The following is a 22,213-nucleotide window of genomic DNA, read 5'->3' as shown; positions in this document are numbered from 1 at the left end:
TAGAAAGGTTACTTTATGAAACATTTGAATCAAGATAAACATTATCTTACCACAGGTTTTTTGATTATTGGTTTGATTTTTTGCTATTTATTACAACAATTACCAGTAATCATTTTACAACTAACTTTAAAATATAACTTCTCTAAATCACAAATTACCATTTATTTTGGTCTAAGTATTTTAGTTGTTATTATTCTCATGTGGTGGATTTTGTCGAAAAGTCAAAGCTTTCAGACTCAAAAATTAACCAAATACAGCTATCTCTTAATAATTAGCGCCTTACTGCTCACTATTGTGATTAACTTAGGTTTAGTGCCCCTCATGAAGACAACCAATAATACTAACGTTGCTAGTTTACTCCAATTAGCGAAAGCATCTCCAGTTTTATTTATTATCTACGCCATTTTTATTGCGCCTATTACCGAAGAAATTTTATTTCGCGGATTGATCATTAACTGGTTTTTTGCTGATCATTTATACTTAGGTGCACTCATTAGTGCGATTTTATTTGGCTTAGCCCATCTTTCTCAAGATCCCATTTATTTTTTATCAAAATTTTTAATCGGATTACTTCTAGGATTACTATACGCTTATACTAAAAACATCAAGAGCGCTATTCTTTTACATTTATTGAATAATTTCAGTGCAATCTTCTTGGCTATTTAAAATGAGCTTGAATTTCAACTTGCTCGTTATGAAAAAAGTGATGATAAAAGTTACTTGACGAATAAATACTTTTACAGTATTATATTTATTGTTTGATTGCCCGTTGGTCAAATGGTTAAGACGCCACCCTCTCAAGGTGGAGTTACGGGTCCGATTCCCGTACGGGTGATATTAATACCTATTAAACTAGGATTTATAAGCATTTTGTGTAGTAACGTTATATTTTACTTATTAGCTCCCATTAAGGGAGCTTTTTTTGTTACAAAAAAGACTGAGACAATAAGATTAATACTCATATCTCATACGAATATTAATTCATTATTGCGTTCCAAAAGTCAACTGTTAAGTGACTTTGGTCTCAGCCTCTTTCTTAATTCAGATAAAATTTTATTGGCATCAATGGTCAATTTAGTCCAAATGGAAAACTTCGTGTAAATCTTGTGTAACTGGACTTTGGTCTGGATTAGTTTGCATAATCGGCTCCATATAAGCCCACCATTTTTGACAAGCTGGTAATTGGGAAATCTGATTATATTGTTCCAGATCATCAACTTCTAGATAAGCAAACAAAGTTCCTGTTTGTTGATCTAAAAAAATTGAATAGTTATGAGCGCCCGCTTCTTTCAATGCTTGACGCATTTCGGGAAATAATTGTTGATGCCGGCGTTCATATTCTTCATATTGTCCTGGATAAACATGCATTATTTGGCCTAATCTAACTGTCATTAATTTCTAACTCCTAATCATTGTCATTTTCTTTTTGATTATCAGTTAACATTTGTTCAAACGCGCTGAGTTTCGGTAATGGCAAGGCAAAACGCTTTTGCAGCCAATGTTCACACAAGTCAAACCAAACCGCAATATCCGCAATAATTTGACTTTGTGAACCAGCAGTGGCTTGCGTCGCTAAACTCAAGCCATGTGCACCGTGTTCAAATAAATGGAATTCAAATGGAATATTATTTTGCTTGAGCGCTTGTGCAAATTCCAAAGAATGTAAAGAAGAAACCAAAGGGTCATCCGCAGTTGCCCAAATAAATGCTGGCGGAGTATTCTTATCTACTTGCAATACTGGACTAGCCTGTTGTAATTGCTCAACTGCTGGTTCTTCTTTGCCTAATAAAGCCACCATCGAAGACTTCATAAATTGTTGATCCATGCCTTGCATTACTTCTTGAGTTTGTTGATTCAATAAAACATAATCAGTCAATGCATAGCCTAAAATGCAAGCTGCCGGCTGCAACAAATTAGCATCTGCACCAAAATATTTTGTAAACCAAGACCGATGCCAATTAGTTGCATATAAAGCAGCATTATGACCCCCTGCGGAAAAACCACAGACAGCAATTTTTTGATCATCAACGTGCCAAGCAGCAGCATGTTTCTTGATCAAAATCATCGCTTGCCCCAGTTCCAATAATTGTTGCGGGAATAAGCGATCATTCTTCGGTGGTAAATTAACTAAATCTGGCAATTGTGCCGAACCGTCATTATAAGTACTATAGCGTAAAACAAAAGCGTGATATCCCAAAGCAGCAAACTTTAAAGCCACTGGTTCAGCTTCGCGATCAGAACAATTAAAGTAACCACCACCAGGACAAATAATAATACCAGGTCGGTTTTTACCACCAATCGTTTCATCAGAATCATCTACCAAATAGGCAGTGAGACTCACGGCTTGGTTAGCTTGATTTAAAGGAAAAGTTTTAATTTGCACGCTAAGACCTCCATATTAATTTTTTAGTTCCAGTATAACGCTATCACGGCAACAAACTAGGAATAAATAGCAGTACTTATCTGTTCATTTTACAGTTTTTATTTCTACTACCAGTAAAAAAAGCCAGCGATAATAATTGCACACAAAAAACTAACTAGAACAATTAGCAATCTAGTTAGTTAAAATTAATTATCAACACCTATTTATATAGAAACAAAATTTAATATTGCCATAACTTTAATTGTCTTAATTACGCTCAAACATTCAGAAGTAACCCAACTCACATGTTTGATCTAGGCTATTACTCAACTTCTAAACGACTTTGTTCACCACTTATCTTTATTGTAATGAATTAACTAACGACCATGTCGCTTCGGCTTCATACTTCGTTGCATGGACTAAACCTTGTAATCGCCGTAAGTCTAACCTTGGTCCAGAAATTTGTTTTTGATTAGCATTCCACCAACCAGTGGAAATATCCGTGACAGATTTTCCTGTACCATCTACATAGGTGTGGTGATTATTATACTGATCAATCACTACAGGCGTTTGCGAAATTGGAATTGGTGTAGTACTGCTAGTAGGTAAATATTGAAAAACATCTGTTAATATGGCTCCTTTTGAATTACTAAAATCAGCAATTGCTAAGCTTAATTGCCAACTGGGTGCTGCCGTAGTATCTGTCACCTTTAAGGGTGTTAGTGTGGCATCGTATGGTAAATCGTAAATTTGCTTAGCTGTTTGCACGATCTTGGTTCCGAAGTCTAGCGTATCTGGCGCACTCAGTCTGATCGTACCCGAACTGTAATTCAAATTCACTTGATAAGGGGATAATGGTAAGAGAGAATCTGCAGTAATAGTTGGAAACACTGGTGGTACTTCTAATGTGTTAGTTAAGGTATAACGGTAATGTTTGGTCGTAATCGTTTTTGGAAAATTAGTTTGATTCGTCGTATCTATCGGCTTCCCCACTACACCGACGATAGTCTGAGCGGCCTTTTGTCCATTTTCTTCTTTATTAAAAACCGGTTGGTTAGTAGTATTATCAATATAATTAATCTGTACCAAACTATTTTCGGCTACGTTAACCGTTGCTACTGGAGAAGCTTTGGGATTTTCACTGGTAAATTGCCCACCACTATCAACGGCGTAGATCTTAATTTGATGACCATCAGCCTTCGGAGTGGCTAAAGTTGTCAAATCATCCAAGTCACTAATATCCGCTGTCCAATTTTGACTCCAAGGCTCTTGAGTAGTTGTGGTCAAAGGATTAGATTGTAATTTTGGATAATTTTTTATCTCAGCCACAGTTGGCGTAGCATTACTTGGATCAACTGCATAATACAACTGTATTTTTGAACTATCATTATCGCGCACACTACCATTCAATTCTAAAACTGGTAAATCGTTCGTATCTTGATAATTATGACAATAATCTAAATTCATTGTTGTCAAATTTGTGGTGGAATCTTTGGTCAAATTAACTCTTGGTACTTGATTAACTAAAACATGCTTCCACACCAAAGTCTGTGTCTGCTCACCCGCACTAGCGTCAGGATCTTGATCTATACTAGGACGACTAGCATTACTTAAAAAATCAGTGTTCAACGAATCTTGCGTCGAATAAACAGTGCCACTGGGGTGATGATCACTTCCTGCACCCACTGCTTGCCAAGCACCAGTAGTTTGTCCATCTTGACCCAAAACTTCATACTGATGAGTACCATCTTGAAAAGTAGCCCCTGCCGTTGGTATCCGGATATCCATATCATATTGAGATTCGCCAACAGACCAGCTATATCTATACCCAGTGGGAGCAAGCATTAACTTAGAACTAACTTTAATCTTCCACAAAGCAGGATCATAACCAATAAAAGCATAAGCATCTTCTTTATACTGTACTTTAGTGGTATCAAAATTACGTAGATCTAAGGTTGATAATTTGCTACAACCATAAAACATACTATTCACATCAGTGACATTACTAGTATCAAAACCACTAACATCTAAACTTGATAAACTTCTACATCCACAGAACATATAACTCATAGATGTAACATTGCTAGTGTCAAAACCACTAAAATCTAAACTCGGTAAATTATAACAGTCACTGAACATATAATTCATAGATGTAACATTACTAGTATCAAAACTACTGACATCTAAAATTAGTAACTTGCTACAACCATAAAACATACTATTCACATCAGTGACATTACTAGTATCAAAACCACTGACATCTAAACTTGGTAACTGTCTACAACTAGAGAACATATAAGACATATCAGTTACTTTACTGGTATTAAACAACGACTTATCCCAAGTAATAGATTGCAAAGCATAACAGTCATAAAACCAATGAGACATATTAAACATTTTGTCTGTCTTCCATGTACTTAAATCTACACTAGTTAGATTGGAACACTCCTGAAATAAACCCAGATCTTTATTAAAAACATCAGAAGAAACAGTATTTGTTTTGACTGGTTGACTACTACTAAATGTTCCAAATTTGCCACCCACATTTAAACTTGTTAACTTAGTACAATTAGCAAACATCGCTCCTAGATCATTGACGCTACTAGTATCCCAAGAACTCAAATCTAATGTTTGAAACTGCGAATTTCTAAACATTAATTTCATATTAGTCACTTGACTCGTATTAAAGCTTGATAAATCAGCAGCACTAATCTCTGATCTATAAAACATTTGACTCATATTAGTGACTTTGGAAGTATCCCAAGAACTCAAGTTCAGTGTTCTTGTACATTTACAGTATTCAAACATTTCACTCATATCAGTAATTTGCGCAGTATTCAAAGCACTCAAATCAACATTGGTCAAATCAACACTTTCAAACATTTTATTAACTTTTTGTAATTTCCTAGTATCCCAATTCTTTAAGTTGATGTTTAATGCACTTCTCGGGGTTAGAGCTACACCCTCAAACATACTATTCATGTTGGTTACATTACTTACGTCAAAGCTACTCAAATTTAATTCGCTAACGCCTAATGAATTGCAAGTCTCAAACATATGAGACATATCAGTCACATTGCTAGTATTAAAACTATCTAAATTCAATGTTGTCAGTTTATCATCAAGCTCAAACATATGAGACATATTAGTAACCAGACTGGTATTAAAGTTACTTAAATCTAAACTTAATAATGTTTGACATCGATAAAACATATTATTCATATCAGTAACATTACTAGTGTCAAAGTTACTTAAATTTAAGCTTGTAATTAAGCGAAAATCGTAAAACATATATGACATATCGGTGACTTGACTAGTGTCCACGGACAAGTACCTGCTACCCCACTGACTGGTGCTGTTAATGGAGTAAAGTTACTAATGACAGGCTTGTTTTTTAAGAAATCGTTGCTTGGATTTGCTTTAGTTTGATTTAGCGGACTGAAGTCTTGTGGATTGGTCAAAAGATCACTATCATTATGTATCGTTTGACTAAAATCAATACGTGACTTCAAAGTTGTGGCTTGCACTTGCGCCTGCGAACTTTGAACTAATAAACCACCAAATAATAAGACAACTAAGGTAATGATTTTGGCATATTTATTAATCATCAAAAAAATCTCCTCGATAATCATCTATACTGCAAACAAACGTTTAGCCGCTAATTGAAAATCATCCATTGACCCCACAGTTTCTCGCTTTAGAACCTCTTCCCCATAAGACACTCATAGTTTCACATTAACCATTTATGCGCTTTCAAAATCATTATAACACCTTATCTAGCCCATGATTAGATTAATTTAATCCAATAATGAGTTAAAATCCAATAACATTAAAAATATTCCTAGATTATCAACCTTATTTTTAATCAAAACTAACCATTATTGAATTAAACTGATTTTATTTGATTTAAATCTTGTTTTTTACTTAAAAATTATGTACAAAAAAGGCTGGGGCAATCAGATTAATACTCAGATGCCATCTAAAATGACCCTCACATTAATAATGATTGCTTTCCAACAGTCAACAGTTACTACCAACTGCTAAATGACTTTGGTCCCAGCCTCAAACTGATCAAATATTGATTAATTCCTTACTTAAAAAAGTATTAACTAATCATGATCTTATAAAGAATATTTCATTTATTTTGTTTCATTACCTGTCCGCGAATAATTTTTCACATCGGCAATTACACTATCTTCAAACATGTTAATGTCTTCTTCGGTACTATCTTGCTCACCATACTTCCGAACGGAAACTTTAGCATTATGAACCTCTTGATCGCCAACCACTACAGTATAAGGAACCTTTTGTGTTTGAGCTTCTCGAATTTTATAACTCATCTTTTCATTACGATCATCAATTTCTACTCGAAGACCTTGTTTACGCATTTCTGCTTGTAAGTTTTGCGCATATTCAAAATGATAATCATTATTAACGGGAATAATTTTAACTTGCACTGGTGACAGCCAAGTTGGAAAAGCACCTTTATACATTTCCATCAAGTAAGCAATAAACCGTTCCATGGTCGAAATGACTCCCCGATGAATCATAACTGGACGGTGCTCTTGACCATCTTCACCAATATAAGTTAAGTTGAATTTTTCTGGTTGCATAAAGTCTAACTGAATTGTCGACAAAGTTTCCTCATTACCTAAAGCCGTTTTCGTTTGCACATCTAATTTTGGACCATAGAAAGCTGCTTCACCTTCAGCTTCATAATATTCCAAACCTAAATCATCCATCGCGGCTTTTAACATGCCTTGAGATTGATCCCACATTTCATCATCATCAAAGTATTTTTCAGTATTAGCAGGATCACGATAACTTAAACGGAAAGTATAATTTTCAATATTAAAATCTTGATAAACATCCATCATCAACTGCAAAACTTTTTTAAATTCGGCTTGAATTTGATCAAGTGCAACAAACGTATGACCATCATTTAATGTCATTTCCCGAACACGTTGTAATCCAGATAAAGCACCAGATTTTTCATATCGATGCATCATCCCTAATTCGGCAATTCTGATTGGTAATTCGCGATAGGAGCGAATATGATGCTTATAGATTTGGATATGAGAAGGACAATTCATCGGCCGTAACTCCAACATCTCGCCATCACCCATGTCCATTGGGGGAAACATATCTTCACGATAATGTGCCCAGTGACCAGAAGTTTTATAAGTGTCCAAGTTCATCAAAACTGGAGTATAGACGTGCTCATAGCCAGCAGCAATTTCTTTATCAGTGATGTAACGTTCAATCGTTCGCCGAATAGTAGCACCCTTAGGCATCCAATAAGCTAAGCCAGCACCAACTTTCGGATCAACGAAGAATAAATCTAAATCGCGACCGATCGTCCGGTGATCACGTTCTTTAATTTCTGCGCGCCGCTTCAAATCCGCTTGCAAATCTTCATCGTTCAAAAAGGCTGTTCCGTAAATCCGTTGTAGCATCGGATTACTAGATTTTCCTTGCCAGTAAGCACCAGCTACTGACAACAATTGATAATGTTTTAACCCACTAGCCTTAGGTAACAATGCTGTTTCGCCAAAACTAATAAAGTCGCCCATTTTAAAGACGGGAATTTGCACATTATCCATCGAATTTAAAATGGCAGTTTGATAAGGATCAGCTGCAAATTGTGCTAACAGCTCCTTTTTATCAACTAATTGTCGTTCAATGGGTTGATTGTCTTTAATTAAATGATCAATCTTCGTTTGTAAATCAGCTAATTCATCAACACTTACTTGGCTATCAGCCTTATCTGTATCTAAATAAAAACCATCATCATTAACTGCCAGTTCACCAAAGTTAATTGCAGGATATTTTTGCTTTAACGCCGCAGCTAATAAGAAAATTGCAGTATTTCTTGCCACTTCTACTGCTGCTTCATCTTTATTAGTAATAATTTCAATTTTAGCATCTTGCGCAATTGGACGTTCTAGATCCACTAAAGTCCCATTAATCTTAGCTGCAACGGCCTGCTTTTTTAAACTGTTGCTAATTGAAACAGCAACCTCTAAGGCTGTACTTCCTGATTCAAACTCCCGCTTTGAACCATCAGGAAATTCTAAACAAATCTGTGTCATATTCCTTAACCTCCTAAAAAATAAAAACGCCTCTTAGACAAATTGTCTAAGGGACGTCATTGACGCGGTTCCACCCACATTAAAGTAGTGATTAATTACTTTATCTCACAGTCTTTAATGCGACCAACCACATCTTATTTAATCTAATTTAACAGTAATGAGCTTATCACGAGTTGCTTTCAGTCGATGACAACTTCTCCCTGCAGCCAAAGCTTTATGACTATGACCATATTAAACCACGGACGTGCCAATTTTGCAAGATCAAGAACAAATTACGGTTCAAATCGCCGATTAGGTCCTGATAAAATTACTTCCTGCGCCAAAAAACGAATCCGTTCCATTATTCGCGCAGCCTTCACGGGTTCTTGATCCCCCCGTTGATTAACTGCTAAGTGTTTCTGTAAATCATTCATGGCAAAATTAGAGGAGAAAAATGTCGGTAATTTTTCTTGCATGCGGTATTGTAAAATAACCCCTAAAACTTCATCACGAACCCACGAACTCAAAGAGTCCGCACCAATATCATCTAACATCAAAATGGGAACAATTTTGATTTGATCAATTTTTTTCAAAACTGAATTATCACTAATTGAATTTTTCATCTGCACGGCAAAAGTAGGAAAATGCATTAATAAAACAGAAACCTTCTTTTGCACCAATTCTTTAGCGATCGCTCCTAATAAATAAGTTTTACCCACTCCAAAATCGCCTGATAGGTATAATCCTGGAACAAATTGTTCTTTTTGCGCATAATCCAAAATAAAGTGATAAGCTGCTACTAAAGCATTTTGTCGACCACTTGCTCCTTGCTCAAAATCAGTTAGATCTGCCTGTTTGATATCACTAGCCATATCAATTGTTCGAAAATTTTGTTCAAATTGCTGTTGCTTTTTTTGTGCAATTAGCTGTGCATCTGGTGCATAAGTTACTTGAATCATTTGATTTTTATAAATTAGACGTGGCTGATAACCTGCAGCAAATTCTGACATATGACTTTTGGCTTGAACAAATTCATAAATTGCATCTAAGCCTTGTTGAAGCGTCTTTGAAGTGATTTGTTGTTGATTTTGGTGCAAAAAATCTTGCACATCCGAATCTTTAATGGCTGCTTGTAGCAAATCTTGATAATGCGTTTGCCATTGACGCTCTTTTATAATACGCGCTAATGATTGCGATAATTTTTCCATCATCGTACCTCACTAAGAATTATCTTTTAATTTTCGTAATTGCTGATGTAATTTAGCTAATTGTGTTTGATCAACCCGCGAACTTTGCTTTTTAGACCAGTCTGTGGCTGATTCATGCTTACTGCCATTTTTTATTTGTCGCTGGCGTTGCTTTTGTGGAAAATCTTGTAGATATTTTAAGGCTTGTGGTGCAGTTTTAATACCATGCTGAACCCAATCATTGGCAATTTTTTCTACAAATCCTTGCGTTAAAGTAGCACCATTATCTAGCACATAATTAACCAAAATATTAATAACTTCACTAGGTAGAACCATTCGCGCTTGTAAATTACGTAAAATTCGCGTTTCTGAGGTTCCAACAAAACCATTTTTTTGCCGCTTTTTCTGCGCTAAAAATTCCGCTGGCGCTAAACTTTGCGCTTTTTTAATTAATTGTTGTTGCACTTTGGATAAATTATTTGGTGGAGTCGATATTTTTGCCGACTTATTCTGCGCCAAATCCGCATTCAAATTCAAATTAACACTTTTTTCATAGGTTTTTTGTGTTACCAATTCTAAACGTTTGAGATCAATCTGATTGGTATTGACGTTGACTGTATTACCAATTAATTCAGCCAATTCAACTTCTGACAAGCCGTAAAACGTATGCAAATTAAATAAGGGCTGCTTTAATTCTTCAATTTCTTGTGGTTTGACTTGATATGCTTTCGTGGCCGCCACCACTAAATCCCAATCAAAACTAGCTAATTCCGACTCACTATAATGAGGTAAGTTACTAGTCGCTGCCGTAGTTGTGGTCGTGTCCGTCTCATCAACAACTTTATGTGATAAGTGAAAAACTTCTAAAAAACTTTTCGTAATTTCTGTCGCTTGATCTAAATTACGAATCTGCGGGTGATACTTATCACGCAATTTTTTAAAATCAGGTTGACCAATCTTTTCACGCAAAAAAGTTGTTAAAATACTATCTTGAAAAAATTGATTTCCCGCCAAAGGTGAATGAAGTTGATAAATTAAATAATCACCCCAACTATCTCGACTTTGAAAAGTTTGTATTAAAGCCACAGCTTCTAATTTAATTCGCGCTTGATAAAAAGAATGGGCATCAAGATCTAACAAATTTAATAGTTGAAAATGAGCCTGACGCTGAGACAATAATGGTTGCTGATGTTGCCAAAGTAATTGATACAAACTAATGGCATCACTGCCAATGATGGGCTGGTATAAATCAATCAAAATTTGATAATCCAATTGTGTTAATGTAGTATCACTAATTACCCAGTAGCCCCATAAGGGATCGATCATTGAGCTAGTCATTGTTCTTGGAACCACTTTCTGACTGATGATTTTGCGTTAACATCATATCTTGAACTTCTTTCATTAAACCATTAATATCTTTGAATTGCCGATAAACACTGGCAAAGCGAATATAAGCAATATCATCGACTTGGGCTAATTCTTGCATCACGAATTCGCCGATTTGGCGGGAATTAATTTCATTTTCACCAGTCGCTTGAATTTTTGCTTCGACCTTATTAACTAATTGATTCATATCCTCCAAAGTCACAGGGCGTTTTTCAGCTGCACGTACAATTCCACGCAAAATTTTCTCACGATGGAATTCTTCTCGATTGCCATTTTTTTTGACGACTAAAACCGGTGGGTACTCGATCCGTTCAAAAGTTGTAAAGCGGTACCCACAGTTTTCACATTCTCGCCGTCGCCGAATAACCTTACCTTCATCAGTCGGTCGACTATCAATTACCCGTGAAGAATTTTGTTGACAATGGGGACAAATCATAGATCTTACTCCTTAATTATTTGCTGTAAAGATTGCGTCACCTGTTGTTTCAAATACGACCAATCTTGAGAATTATCAATTACCCAATCAGCTTGTTGACATTTTTGGGCAATTGGTAATTGGCTTTTTATTCTAGCACACGCCTGTTCATCGGTTAAATTATTCCTTTGTTTTAAACGATTTAATTGTTGCTTCATTGTAACATAAACCACAACCACTTGATCTAACAGTTGATCATAACCTTGTTCAAATAACAAAGGAATTTCAAAAAATAAGGGGATTACACCCGCTTTTGCTTGCTGAATTTGTTGTAGTAATTGCTGGCGAATAATTGGTTGCACTAATTGATTTAATTGTTGTAACTTTGTTGAGTCACTAAAAACGAGCTGTCCTAACTTTGAACGATTTAAACTACCATCCTGATTCAAAATTTGTGAACCAAAAAGAGCTTTTAACGCTCGTGTCTGGGTTCTTAAAACTTGGTGAGCAAGATGATCAGCATCAACGACTTGAAAACCAGCTTGCGTAATTAACTGACTAACACTAGTTTTGCCACTAGCAATTCCTCCAGTAATGCCAATTGCTTGTCCCATCAGTTTAACCTTTGGCACTTTGGACAGTAGTGCGTGCCACGTCCGGCCACCCGAATTTTTTCAATTGTTGTACCACACCGTTGACAAGGTTGTCCTTCTTGGTCATAAACTTTCAATTGCAGTTGAAAACTGCCTTGATGACCAGTGGCATCAACATAACTACGAATGGTTGTCCCTCCAGCAGCAATAGCCGTTTTAATTTCTTCAGCTATTGCTGGATATAAAGCCTGTAATTGAGTTTCTGTTAATTGGTTAGCTGGCTGTTCCGGATGGATTTGTGCCATCCATAACACTTCATCAACGTAAATATTGCCTAATCCACTCACTACTTGTTGATCCAATAGAACCGCTTTAATACTTTTCTTTTTGCGTTTCAAGCCATTAACTAACGCTTCATACGTATACTCGGGTGTTAATGGTTCCGGACCCAATTTAGCGATTCCTTTAATTTTCAATTCTTGAGTCGTTGGTACTACTTCCATCCGGCCAAATTTGCGGACATCTCGGTAACCTAGATACTGCCCATTTGCTAAATAAAAAATGATATGCACGTGCTTATCAAAATCACTAATTTGTTCGCGGACTTGATACTTACCTTCCATTCGCAAATGACTGATCATAGTCAAATCATTGTCAAAATGAAAAAGTAAATACTTGGCGCGGCGGCCAACATCCGTAATCGTAGCCCCAATCAATGCTTGTTTGAATTCTGCTAGGGGATTAACAATAATTTTGGGATAACGAATTTCAATTTCTGTAATTTTTTGATTTTTAATTAACTGATTTAATCCACGCCGGACTGTTTCTACTTCTGGTAATTCGGGCATTTTTTCTATCCTTTCGCGTCAAACCAAGTTTGACCAGCTGCTGACTCCACTTTTAAGGGTACATCTAGTTTAACAGCAGAATCCATGATTTGCGGTACTAATTTTTGTAAAATGGGAATTTCTTTCGTCGGTGCTTCAAATATTAATTCATCATGAACTTGAAGCAACATTCTAGCCTGTAGATTTTGGGCCGTCAATTGTTGTTGCATATTAATCATCGCAATTTTAATAATATCAGCAGCACTTCCTTGAATCGGTGTATTCATAGCCGTACGCTCTGCAAACGACCGCAAGTGAAAATTCTTAGCATGAATATCAGGTAAATACCGTCGGCGGTGCATAATTGTCTCAACATAGCCATCTTCACGCGCTTTTTGCACCATCTGGTCCATATATTCCTTAACTTTTGGATATTGATCAAAATAAGCTTGAATAAATTCCGCCGCTTCTTTTCGGGAAATACCAATATTCTTTGCTAAACCATAGTCACTAATACCATAGACAATACCAAAGTTGGTTGCTTTGGCCTTACGTCGCATATTTGGTGTTACATCCTCAATACTATTTAAATGAAAAATTTTCATGGCCGTATGCGCATGAATATCATAATCCTCTAAAAAGGCTTGTTGCATATTTTCATCGCCTGAAAGATGAGCTAGAACCCGCAATTCAATTTGGGAATAATCACTAGAAAATAATTTCCAATCAGCAGCTTGCGGAACAAAGGCTTTACGAATAGCTCGCCCTTCGTCACGCGCCGGAATATTTTGTAAATTAGGATCCACTGATGATAAGCGGCCCGTCTGCGTTAAGGTCTGTAAATAACGAGTATGCACTCGGCCGTCAGGTGCAATCGCATTTAACAAACCAATCACATAGGTTGATTGAATTTTAGCAACTTGACGATAATCTAAAATATCAGCAACAATTGGTGCTTGATTTTTCAATTTTTCTAGCACATCTACCGACGTGGAATAGCCAGTTTTGGTTTTTTTAATCGGTTTTAATCCCATTTTATCAAATAAAATCTTACTTAACTGTTTTGAAGAATTAATATTAAAATCTTCACCAGCTTTTTCATGAATCGCCGCTTCCAAACTAGTTAAACGACCATCTAAATCCGTTCGCATTTGCTGCAAAGTAGTCGCGCTGACTTTAATTCCTGCAATTTCCATCAGCCCTAAAACCTGAGATAAAGGTAATTCAATTTCTTCGAATAATTGGTCTTGATCATGCTGCTGTAATTGTTGCGGTAATTGCTGTTGTAAATAATTCACAGCCGCAATTTTATCGGCCAAATGATCTTGTAATCTTTTTGCTTCCGGAACGGCGCGCTTCGCCCCCTTACCGTAGACTGCAACATCAGGTAATAAATCACTATAGCCATAGGATTGTGCTACTTCACCCAAATCGTTAGCATTATCATTAACATCAATTAAATACGAAGCTAATAAAGCATCAAAACTAACACCTTTTAACTGAATATCAAACCGCTTTAAAGCTACTAAAGTCCTTTTAAAATCAAAAACATATTTTTCTTGCTGTGGATCTTGTAACCAATCTTTTAAGACTTGATTTTGTAAAATTTCAACTTGATCAGTGACCAAAATCACCTCTTGATTGCCCACTGCGACACCAACCACTGGTGCTGTATGATAATTATCGGTTAACATCTCAATTATTAAACTCGCCGGTTGGTTAGTTTGAACAAACTGAGCTAAAGTTTCTGGCGTTAAATTTTGATACGGTGCCTGTTGTTTTTGCTCTTGCTCAGTTGGATCTAACGGAACAGCCATTTTTTTTAAAAAAGACTGAAAATTGAGCTTACGGTAAAATTCAATTAAAGCTTCTAATTGGTCGCCTTCATAATCTAGCTGTTCTACTTTAATTGTCACTGGTGCTTGACAGTCAATTGTCGCTAACTTTTTAGACAGAAAAGCTAAATCACGATCTTCTTGTAAATGTTCTTTTAATTTACTTGGCTTCATCGTATCTAAATTAGCGTACAGGTTTTCCATAGAGCCATATTGTTTGAGCAATTTGAGCCCCGTTTTTTCACCTACTTTGCTCACACCGGGATAGTGGTCAGAACTATCGCCCATTAACCCCTTTAAATCAATTAATTGTAACGGAGTAATCCCTAATTTTTCTTGAAAATAAGCTGGCGTATAAAATTCTAGATCAGAAACACCCTTAATCGTGACCGCCACAGTAATTTGCTCCGTAACCAATTGCGTCAAATCGTGATCACCAGTGACAATAATCACTTCATAACCAAGCTCTTGTGCCTGGCGTGAAATCGTTCCGATGATATCATCAGCTTCGTAATCAGCTAATTCATAAGATTTAATTCCCCGGGCAACTAATAATTGCTTAATGAAGGGCATCTGTTCCCGAAATTCATCAGGAGTATTGGGACGATTACCCTTATACTCAGAATACATTTTTGTACGAAACGTTGTTTTACCCGCATCAAATGCAACCAACATTTTATCAGGATGACTCTTACTTAAAATTAGTTCCAACATATTATTAAAAGCATAAATAGCATTCGTATGCAGTCCATCTACTGTTTTAAATTTGTCTAAAACATTATGCATGGCAAAAAAAGCCCGAAAAGCAATACTATTACCATCAACTAAAACTAATCTCTTAGGTTTCATTCATACACCTCATTTTCCAAATCTTAAAAAAAATCAACCGCCAAACTTATTGTCAATTTAATTTAACAAAATGTTGGGACTGTGGTCTTTACTATATATAGTTGTGAAAGATTATTGTTTGAATCACTCTCTCATAGCTTAATTTTAACAAACTATCACCTAAAAGAAGCAAAGATACCAATAATTAATTTTTTAGTTTAAACAAAAAAACGACCTTTGAATCTCTCCAAAGATCAGTTTTATTAATATCATTAGCGTTGTTTTAGCTGTTGCTCATAGCTAGTTTCATATTTTTGAATGTCACCAGCACCCATGAAAATAACGACAGCATCATGATAAGCTAGTAATGGTTCCATTTGTTCTTGGGTAATAACTTGACCACCGTTATCCAATTGCTTACCTAAATCAGCGCTAGTAATCTGACCATGATTTTCCCGAATTGAACCAAAAATTTCTGTTAAGAAAACCTCATCCGCTAAATTTAAGCTTTGAATAAAACCAGGTAATAAAGCCAGCAAACGACTATAGGTATGCGGTTGAAAGACTACTAAAATTTGTTTTTTCGGATATTGTTGCCGCGCAGCGTCAATTGTTGCTTTAATTTCTGAAGGATGATGGGCATAATCGTCAATCAGAATCATATCGTTAACTTTTTTCTCACTGTAACGCCGTTTTACACCATTAAAACTCTGTAATTCATGTTGAATTTCTTGTGGTGCAATCTTTTCTAAGTAGCTCACACCAATTACTGCCAACGAATTTAAAATATTATGCTGACCAAACATTGGAATTTGAAATTGTCCTAAATTTTTATGATGATATAAAACTTCAAAACTGGAGCCGGTTGTTGTTCGTTGAATATTAACAGCTTGAAAATCATCTTGATCATTTAATCCGTAATAATATAAAGCAGTGCCCGCAGGCGCTTGAATTTTTTGCAGTAAGGGATCATCACCCCAGGCAAAAATTGCTTTTTGTACTTGATTAGCTTCACTTTGAAAAGCTGCAAAGACATCATCTAGATCTCTAAAATAATCAGGATGATCGAAGTCAATATTAGTCATAATTAAATAATCGGGTGCATAGTCTAAAAAATGACGGCGATATTCATCAGCTTCAAAAACAAAAAATTGACTTTGGGGATTGCCTTTTCCAGTACCATCACCAATCAAATAACTTGTGGGTGCTACGCCTTGTAAAACATGAGCCAGTAACCCAGTAGTACTAGTTTTTCCATGCGCACCAGCAACACCGATTGAAGTATACTTTCGAACCAACTGTCCTACAACTTGAGGATAAGTTAAAATCGGCAAATTGAGCTTTTTGGCGGCGGCAATTTCTGGATTATCATCACCAAACGCATTTCCTTGAATAACAGTTAAGCCTGGTTGGATATTTTTAGCAGCAAATTTAGTAATTTTAATTCCCGCTTGCTGCAAGCCAGTTTGTGTAAATGTTTGTTTTTCAATATCTGAACCTTGAACGGTATAACCTAAATCATGCAGAATCAAAGCCAGGGCACTCATTCCTGTTCCTTTGATACCAACAAAATGATAAGTCGTCTTTTTCATTTGTTTACCTCTTTATTATTTGACACCAGTATTTCCAATAAACAATAAGAAAATTATTGCCTACCAAAAGTCAGTAGTCAGCTTTCAACTACTCAATAACTTTGTTAAAACAATTGATTCAAAGCTGTGAAATCTAAGGGTGAACCTACAGGTGTTTGATCATCTAAAACCAAAATTCCTCGTTTTTGTGGAGCATTATTTAATTTTAATTCTCGTGGTGAGCAAACCATGCCCACGCTCTCAATTCCTCGTAAAACTCCTGGATAAATCACCTGTCCATTCGGCATCATCGCCCCAGCTTTTGCTACCGCAACTTTTTGGTTAACTGCAATATTAGGTGCACCACAAACAATCTGCACTACTTGACCTTGGTCTAATTCAATTTGACAAACATGCAAGTGATCAGAATCAGGATGATCCGTCATTTCTTTAACCAATCCAGCCACAAAATATTCCGTTTGATCTTCAACTAATTGCTCTGAAAAACCTGCTGCTTGCAGTTTTTGATTCAAGATATCAATCTGTTCCGCCTGCAAATGAAATTGCCCAGCATGTTGATCATCCAAACCTAAATCAGCTAAAACATCAAAAAAGTTATAACCAATTACTTCATCTTGATCATTTAAAATTTGAATAATTCCTTCTCGCTTAACCGTTGTTTGGGTTGGTGTATTAGCTCCTAAAATCACTAAAATGACATCGCCAAAAACTTGAGGATTGTAAACACTTATCTGCAATCGTTTCACCATATCTTTCTAAATTTTATTTTAAAGAGTCCATAAAACTTTCCACTTGAGCTTTTGTTTTCCGTTCTTTATTAACTAAACGACCAATCTCTTGACCATTTTCAAAGGCCACAAAACTAGGAATTCCCATAATCCCTAAAGACTTGGCTAAATCCAAAAACTTGTCCCGATCAACTTGAATAAACTGATAATCAGGATAATCTTGTTCAATGGCCGGCATTTCTGGTTCAATAAATTTGCAGTCTGGGCACCAATCAGCTTCAAAAAATAATACATATTTACCATTTTTAGTTAATTGTTTAAGGTCTGTTGTTGCTTGATCTTCTAGTTTTTTCATACACTATCAATTCCTTTCCTACCTATAAACTATATTACAAATTAAAAAAAAGTTGTCAATTACCCACGTTATTTATAATATAATGATAAAATAGATATATAAACTGAGGAGGTTAGATCTATGAGTTTAAAGGGATTAGTTAAATCAACCCTCGTGGCTTCAACTGCAGCTGCTGCAATTGGCGCTGGTGCTTTGTACTTAATACATCAAATTGATAGTAAACAAGTAATTGAGCGAATCAAAAATAATTTAGGTGCTGATACCAATATCATTACAACGTGGGTAGAACCAATGTTTCAAAAAGTTAACGTTGATGGGAGTGATACTTGGGCATTAGTTGGCGGTGTAACAGCCGTTCAAGATGACCAAGAAGCTCAATATCATTTTATTGCCTCTGCTTTAACGGGTCAATTATTGGATATTCAACGTGTTTAATTAAAAGCAAAAATACCGGTTCAGAAAATTTCTGGATCGGTATTTTTAATTTTTTATATTAGCCAAAATCAAACTTTATCAATGACTGCAAGTCGTAGCTAACCTTAAAAATGAACTGCGATAAAATAAATTGGTTGCCCTTTTTGAGAAAACTTGGCTTCATATTCAGTCATAATATTTTGGTCGGCCAATAAACTGTGATGTAAATCCAAATGCACCTGGTCAAAATGCAAGCCAAAGTTATTAAAACTGACCAAAGAATACTCAAATAAACCCTGGTTATCCGTTTTAAATTCAATTTGACCATGCTCTGGCAAAATTTCTTGATATAAACGTAAAAAATTAGGTGCCGTCAACCGCCGCTTAATGTGCCGCTTTTTCGGCCAAGGATCAGAAAAATTCAAGTATAATTTGCTAATTTCTTTTGCTGCAAATAAATCCGTTAAATTTTGCCCGTTAGCAATTAAAATTTGTAAATTAGGCAACTGCTCTTGCAATTGCTTTTTTAAAATCATAGCTGCTGCCACTGGTTGTAATTCCATTGCAATAAAATTTAAATTCGGATTTTGGCGTGCTTTTTCTATAATGAATTGCCCTTTACCAGAACCCAGTTCGAGTTCAAGTGGCTGCACTTTTTCAAAATGCTCCTGCCAATGTCCCCGAACTATCTGCGACTGAGGTTCATTTAAAATAAATTCTGGATGATCATTAATTAAATCGGCCACCCACGGTTTGTTTCGTAAACGCATAACTCAAGATTCCTATCTATCAATTTTTTTTAATTGCTGTGGTAAAAAAACTTTCGTTAAAAATATTATCATAACTAGTTCAACTACACCAACCACACCCGTGATCAAACTCCATGAATAAAAAACAACTAAAACTAATAAGCTAATTAGCCATTGTACTAAAAGAATTACACCTAGTAATTTTTGAAAATTCAAACTTTTTTGTTGTTTGGAAATGGGATAAATCTGAAACAAAACATTATTATCGTAACTGCGATATAAAGGTATTAATTGAAACTCCACCAAATATAAAAAGAGAACACTGACAATGACAATCAACCAAATATTTTTTAAACAAGCGATCAAGATAACATCTAGTAACGTCAAACGCAAAAATAAACTACTATAGTCAGTATTACGAATAAATCCGCGGGCAAACAGATAAAGTCCCGTCTGTGACTGCTGACTAGCAATCGGTCGGTATATAAAATCTAAGAAGCGATAACGCCGTGATCTAGCTGTCATCCCAGGTACATCAGTAAATAAGTTGTAAAAACGTTTCATTTGATAACTGCGCTGTTGTTCTTGCTTAATTAAATAATTCCATTGCAGTAAATGATGTTTAGACAATGCTTGTAATTGATAAAGACTACCACTACCTAAAATTAGTGCGAAAATCAAACTTATTACTGGCGAAAAATATAAAGCAATTGTTAAAACAACAATAAATGCTAAGAAATTTTCTAACAAAAACTTATTCGGTCGTAAGTCATAATAACTGGCCAGCCGATTATTAATTGCCCCAAATTCCAAGACTAAGGTAATTAAAGCCAACAATACTATCTGACTAGGTGTAAAGTTTAAGCCGCGCGCCCAAAAAGGCGTTAAGAAAAAATTTACTAAAATTAAAGTTAACATCGGCATCCAAAGACTATAATTACGTGCTTTAAGCAAATAAGAACGCAAAGCTTGCTCCTGCGGTAATAAAAAAGTAGCGTCTGCTGGTTGAATTAACGTTGCCACCCGAAAAAGCAACGCACTAGCTGTCAAAATAATAATTCCCAACGGCTTAATCCACCAAGCATTCACTGGTAATTTAGTTAACGCTTGTGAATACCAATATCCTAAAGCACCAATCATGAAAATAATGGCAATAATAAAGTATTCATTAAAAACTAATTTTAAAAATTTGAGTTGTTCTTTAAAATGCTGTTCCAACCGATTTTGCCATAATGATTTCATCAGAGTTAATCCTCCTCTGCCATACGCAAGTAAAGATCACTGAGGCTATCTTCTTGAGCTCCAAATTGCGCTTTAATTTCAGGTAAAGTTCCTTGAGCTTTAATTTGACCGTGATTCAATAAAATAAAACGATCAGCACTTTGTTCAGCATTAGCTAAGATATGCGTTGACATCAAAATCCCCGCGCCGCCTTGTTTTTTTTGTTGAACCAATTCCAATAAATCATGAACAGCTAACGGATCTAAACCAGTAAATGGTTCATCGATAATATATAGTTGTGCTTGGGTCATAAAAGCACAAACTATCATAACTTTTTGTTTCATCCCTTTGGAAAAATTAATCGGAAACCAATCTAACTTATCGGCTAATCGAAAAGTTTTTAACAGTTGCTGAGCCTCGGACCAAGCCTGTTGTTGATCTAAATTATAGGCCATCATTGTTAATTCAATGTGCTCTTTTAAAGTTAATTCTGGATATAAAACCGGTAATTCTGGTACATAGGCAATTTGACTCCGATAAGCTGTTATATTTTGTGCTAATTGCACATCATTTAACGTAATTGTCCCCTTTTGTGGCTGCAATAAGCCGATGACATGCTTAATTGTTGTCGACTTTCCAGCACCATTTAAGCCAATCAATCCAACCGTTTCACCAGCTTGCACTGTAAAACTTTCATCTTTGATAACTGGTATGCGCCCATAGCCGCCAGTTAAATGATCTACTATTAAAGTCATAAAATTTTACCTACTCCCTGTTATTGCGTTGTATTTATGATAGCATGAAATTAACTGAATATAATTTTTTATTCTTAAGGAGGAATAAATTATGAAAAATTCTGACCCAAATTGCGTTTTTTGCAAAATTATTGCCGGCGATATTCCTAGTCATACAGTCTATGAAGACGAAGTGGTCAAAGCTTTTTTAGACCTATCACAAGTTACTGCCGGTCACGTTTTGGTCGTGCCAAAGCAACACATTAAAGATATTTTTAATTACAATAGTCAACAAGCTGGTGAAGTTTTTAGCCGTTTACCTAAAATTGCTCAAGCTATTAAACAACTTGACCCACAAATTAAAGGCATGAATATTTGTATTAATAATGGTAAAATTGCTTATCAATCTGTCTTTCATTCGCACATCCATTTGATTCCGCGTTATAATGAAGAAGATGGCTTTTCAATGGAGTGGGCTGATAATACTGAGAATTATAATTCTGATCAATTGGAAAACATTGCGCAAAATATTAAGAAAAATGTGGGAGATGAAAAATGAAGAGTTTTAACTTAGGCTTAATAACTGGCGTAGGTTTGGTTTTTAGTGCAAAACATATCTTAAATCAACAAGCTGCAAGAATTAATTCTTTTAAAGCTTTAACTGCTGATTTAAAAAAATTAAAACATCAATTAACTGATGAAGCCTTACCAATTATGGAAGATCTCAAGGAAACATTAAATAAACATCAAGAACCTATTTTAAGTGACGTACGACAATTAACAAAACAATTACAAAAGTTGCAACACGATTTACCTGCTAAAATATGATTTTTTAATGAATTTATAATTTGAATTATAGGAAAAAGCCGTTAAATATGTTATCTTTGTATTTGTTATCTTAATTCAAGATAAAATA

21 protein-coding genes and 1 tRNA gene are annotated in these 22,213 nt (G+C 35.5%); 5 read left to right on the top strand and 17 right to left on the bottom strand.

What is annotated here, in order from left to right:
• Nucleotides 1–15: 15 nt before the first annotated feature.
• Both AC3B7A_RS07660 and AC3B7A_RS07655 read left to right on the top strand, forming a co-directional pair.
• The gene (locus AC3B7A_RS07660) at nucleotides 16–666 is read left to right on the top strand and encodes a CPBP family intramembrane glutamic endopeptidase (RefSeq protein ID WP_489755506.1); all 651 of its coding nucleotides are present in this window, start codon (nucleotides 16–18) and stop codon (nucleotides 664–666) included.
• 97 nt (nucleotides 667–763) lie between these two features.
• A tRNA-Glu gene (locus AC3B7A_RS07655) sits at nucleotides 764–835 on the top strand.
• A 239-nt stretch (nucleotides 836–1,074) separates the two neighbouring features.
• Here AC3B7A_RS07655 and rhaM read toward each other — a convergent pair.
• The 14 genes from rhaM to AC3B7A_RS07585 form a co-directional block, all read right to left on the bottom strand.
• Nucleotides 1,075–1,392: an L-rhamnose mutarotase gene (gene rhaM / locus AC3B7A_RS07650; RefSeq protein WP_489755505.1), complete on the bottom strand. Its 318-nt coding sequence runs from the start codon at nucleotides 1,390–1,392 to the stop codon at nucleotides 1,075–1,077.
• Nucleotides 1,393–1,405: 13 nt separating this feature from the next.
• Nucleotides 1,406–2,383, bottom strand: a complete 978-nt coding sequence (locus AC3B7A_RS07645; protein WP_489755504.1) for an alpha/beta hydrolase — start codon at nucleotides 2,381–2,383, stop codon at nucleotides 1,406–1,408.
• 339 nt (nucleotides 2,384–2,722) lie between these two features.
• Complete coding sequence (locus tag AC3B7A_RS07640; protein ID WP_489755503.1) at nucleotides 2,723–5,686, bottom strand: BspA family leucine-rich repeat surface protein; 2,964 nt, start codon at nucleotides 5,684–5,686, stop codon at nucleotides 2,723–2,725.
• Nucleotides 5,632–5,970: a hypothetical protein gene (locus AC3B7A_RS07635; protein ID WP_489755502.1), complete on the bottom strand. Its 339-nt coding sequence runs from the start codon at nucleotides 5,968–5,970 to the stop codon at nucleotides 5,632–5,634. The genes AC3B7A_RS07640 and AC3B7A_RS07635 overlap by 55 nt, the downstream gene beginning before the upstream one ends.
• A 531-nt stretch (nucleotides 5,971–6,501) precedes the next feature.
• The gene (gene thrS / locus AC3B7A_RS07630; protein WP_489755501.1) at nucleotides 6,502–8,454 is read right to left on the bottom strand and encodes a threonine--tRNA ligase; all 1,953 of its coding nucleotides are present in this window, start codon (nucleotides 8,452–8,454) and stop codon (nucleotides 6,502–6,504) included.
• A gap of 272 nt (nucleotides 8,455–8,726) precedes the next feature.
• Nucleotides 8,727–9,641: a primosomal protein DnaI gene (gene dnaI, locus AC3B7A_RS07625; protein ID WP_489755500.1), complete on the bottom strand. Its 915-nt coding sequence runs from the start codon at nucleotides 9,639–9,641 to the stop codon at nucleotides 8,727–8,729.
• Nucleotides 9,642–9,653: 12 nt separating this feature from the next.
• Nucleotides 9,654–10,973 carry a DnaD domain protein gene (locus AC3B7A_RS07620; protein ID WP_489755499.1) on the bottom strand — a complete coding sequence of 440 codons (1,320 nt, stop codon included), beginning with the start codon at nucleotides 10,971–10,973 and terminating at the stop codon, nucleotides 9,654–9,656.
• Nucleotides 10,951–11,442: a transcriptional regulator NrdR gene (gene nrdR / locus AC3B7A_RS07615; RefSeq protein WP_489755498.1), complete on the bottom strand. Its 492-nt coding sequence runs from the start codon at nucleotides 11,440–11,442 to the stop codon at nucleotides 10,951–10,953. Before nrdR ends, AC3B7A_RS07620 begins: the two co-directional genes overlap by 23 nt.
• Before the next feature lie 5 nt (nucleotides 11,443–11,447).
• A complete protein-coding gene (coaE, locus tag AC3B7A_RS07610; RefSeq protein ID WP_489755497.1) occupies nucleotides 11,448–12,035 on the bottom strand; it encodes a dephospho-CoA kinase in 588 nt (195 codons plus the stop codon).
• The gene (gene mutM, locus AC3B7A_RS07605) at nucleotides 12,035–12,862 is read right to left on the bottom strand and encodes a DNA-formamidopyrimidine glycosylase (RefSeq protein WP_489755496.1); all 828 of its coding nucleotides are present in this window, start codon (nucleotides 12,860–12,862) and stop codon (nucleotides 12,035–12,037) included. Before mutM ends, coaE begins: the two co-directional genes overlap by 1 nt.
• A 5-nt stretch (nucleotides 12,863–12,867) precedes the next feature.
• Complete coding sequence (gene polA / locus AC3B7A_RS07600) at nucleotides 12,868–15,525, bottom strand: DNA polymerase I (protein ID WP_489755495.1); 2,658 nt, start codon at nucleotides 15,523–15,525, stop codon at nucleotides 12,868–12,870.
• Nucleotides 15,526–15,776: 251 nt separating this feature from the next.
• Nucleotides 15,777–17,096 (bottom strand): UDP-N-acetylmuramate--L-alanine ligase, encoded by a 1,320-nt coding sequence (murC, locus tag AC3B7A_RS07595; RefSeq protein ID WP_489755494.1) that lies wholly within the window; start codon nucleotides 17,094–17,096, stop codon nucleotides 15,777–15,779.
• Between the two features lie 104 nt (nucleotides 17,097–17,200).
• On the bottom strand, nucleotides 17,201–17,833 hold the full coding sequence (ytpR, locus tag AC3B7A_RS07590) for a YtpR family tRNA-binding protein (RefSeq protein ID WP_489756566.1): 633 nt from the start codon (nucleotides 17,831–17,833) through the stop codon (nucleotides 17,201–17,203).
• A 25-nt stretch (nucleotides 17,834–17,858) separates the two neighbouring features.
• Nucleotides 17,859–18,179: a thioredoxin family protein gene (locus AC3B7A_RS07585; protein ID WP_489755493.1), complete on the bottom strand. Its 321-nt coding sequence runs from the start codon at nucleotides 18,177–18,179 to the stop codon at nucleotides 17,859–17,861.
• A gap of 120 nt (nucleotides 18,180–18,299) precedes the next feature.
• Between AC3B7A_RS07585 and AC3B7A_RS07580 the strand changes: the two genes are divergently transcribed.
• A complete protein-coding gene (locus tag AC3B7A_RS07580; protein ID WP_489755492.1) occupies nucleotides 18,300–18,614 on the top strand; it encodes a hypothetical protein in 315 nt (104 codons plus the stop codon).
• 104 nt (nucleotides 18,615–18,718) lie between these two features.
• Here the strand turns inward: AC3B7A_RS07580 and trmB are convergent, their stop codons facing one another.
• Genes trmB through AC3B7A_RS07565 form a run of 3 tightly spaced genes read right to left on the bottom strand, consistent with a single transcriptional unit; the run spans nucleotide 18,719 to nucleotide 21,318 of the window.
• On the bottom strand, nucleotides 18,719–19,363 hold the full coding sequence (trmB, locus tag AC3B7A_RS07575) for a tRNA (guanosine(46)-N7)-methyltransferase TrmB (protein WP_489755491.1): 645 nt from the start codon (nucleotides 19,361–19,363) through the stop codon (nucleotides 18,719–18,721).
• A gap of 12 nt (nucleotides 19,364–19,375) precedes the next feature.
• Complete coding sequence (locus AC3B7A_RS07570) at nucleotides 19,376–20,584, bottom strand: ABC transporter permease (protein ID WP_489755490.1); 1,209 nt, start codon at nucleotides 20,582–20,584, stop codon at nucleotides 19,376–19,378.
• 5 nt (nucleotides 20,585–20,589) lie between these two features.
• Nucleotides 20,590–21,318 carry an ABC transporter ATP-binding protein gene (locus AC3B7A_RS07565; protein WP_489755489.1) on the bottom strand — a complete coding sequence of 243 codons (729 nt, stop codon included), beginning with the start codon at nucleotides 21,316–21,318 and terminating at the stop codon, nucleotides 20,590–20,592.
• Between the two features lie 91 nt (nucleotides 21,319–21,409).
• Here AC3B7A_RS07565 and AC3B7A_RS07560 point away from each other — a divergent pair, with 91 nt between their 5' ends.
• Together AC3B7A_RS07560 and AC3B7A_RS07555 are read left to right on the top strand one after the other, a co-directional pair.
• Nucleotides 21,410–21,856, top strand: coding sequence for an HIT family protein (locus tag AC3B7A_RS07560; RefSeq protein WP_489755488.1), 447 nt, complete (start codon nucleotides 21,410–21,412; stop codon nucleotides 21,854–21,856).
• Nucleotides 21,853–22,125: a hypothetical protein gene (locus AC3B7A_RS07555; RefSeq protein WP_489755487.1), complete on the top strand. Its 273-nt coding sequence runs from the start codon at nucleotides 21,853–21,855 to the stop codon at nucleotides 22,123–22,125. Before AC3B7A_RS07560 ends, AC3B7A_RS07555 begins: the two co-directional genes overlap by 4 nt.
• Nucleotides 22,126–22,213 lie beyond the last annotated feature (88 nt).

The organism is Bombilactobacillus sp. ESL1202 (assembly GCF_058107125.1).
This window is presented reverse-complemented; position numbering and strand designations above follow the sequence as displayed.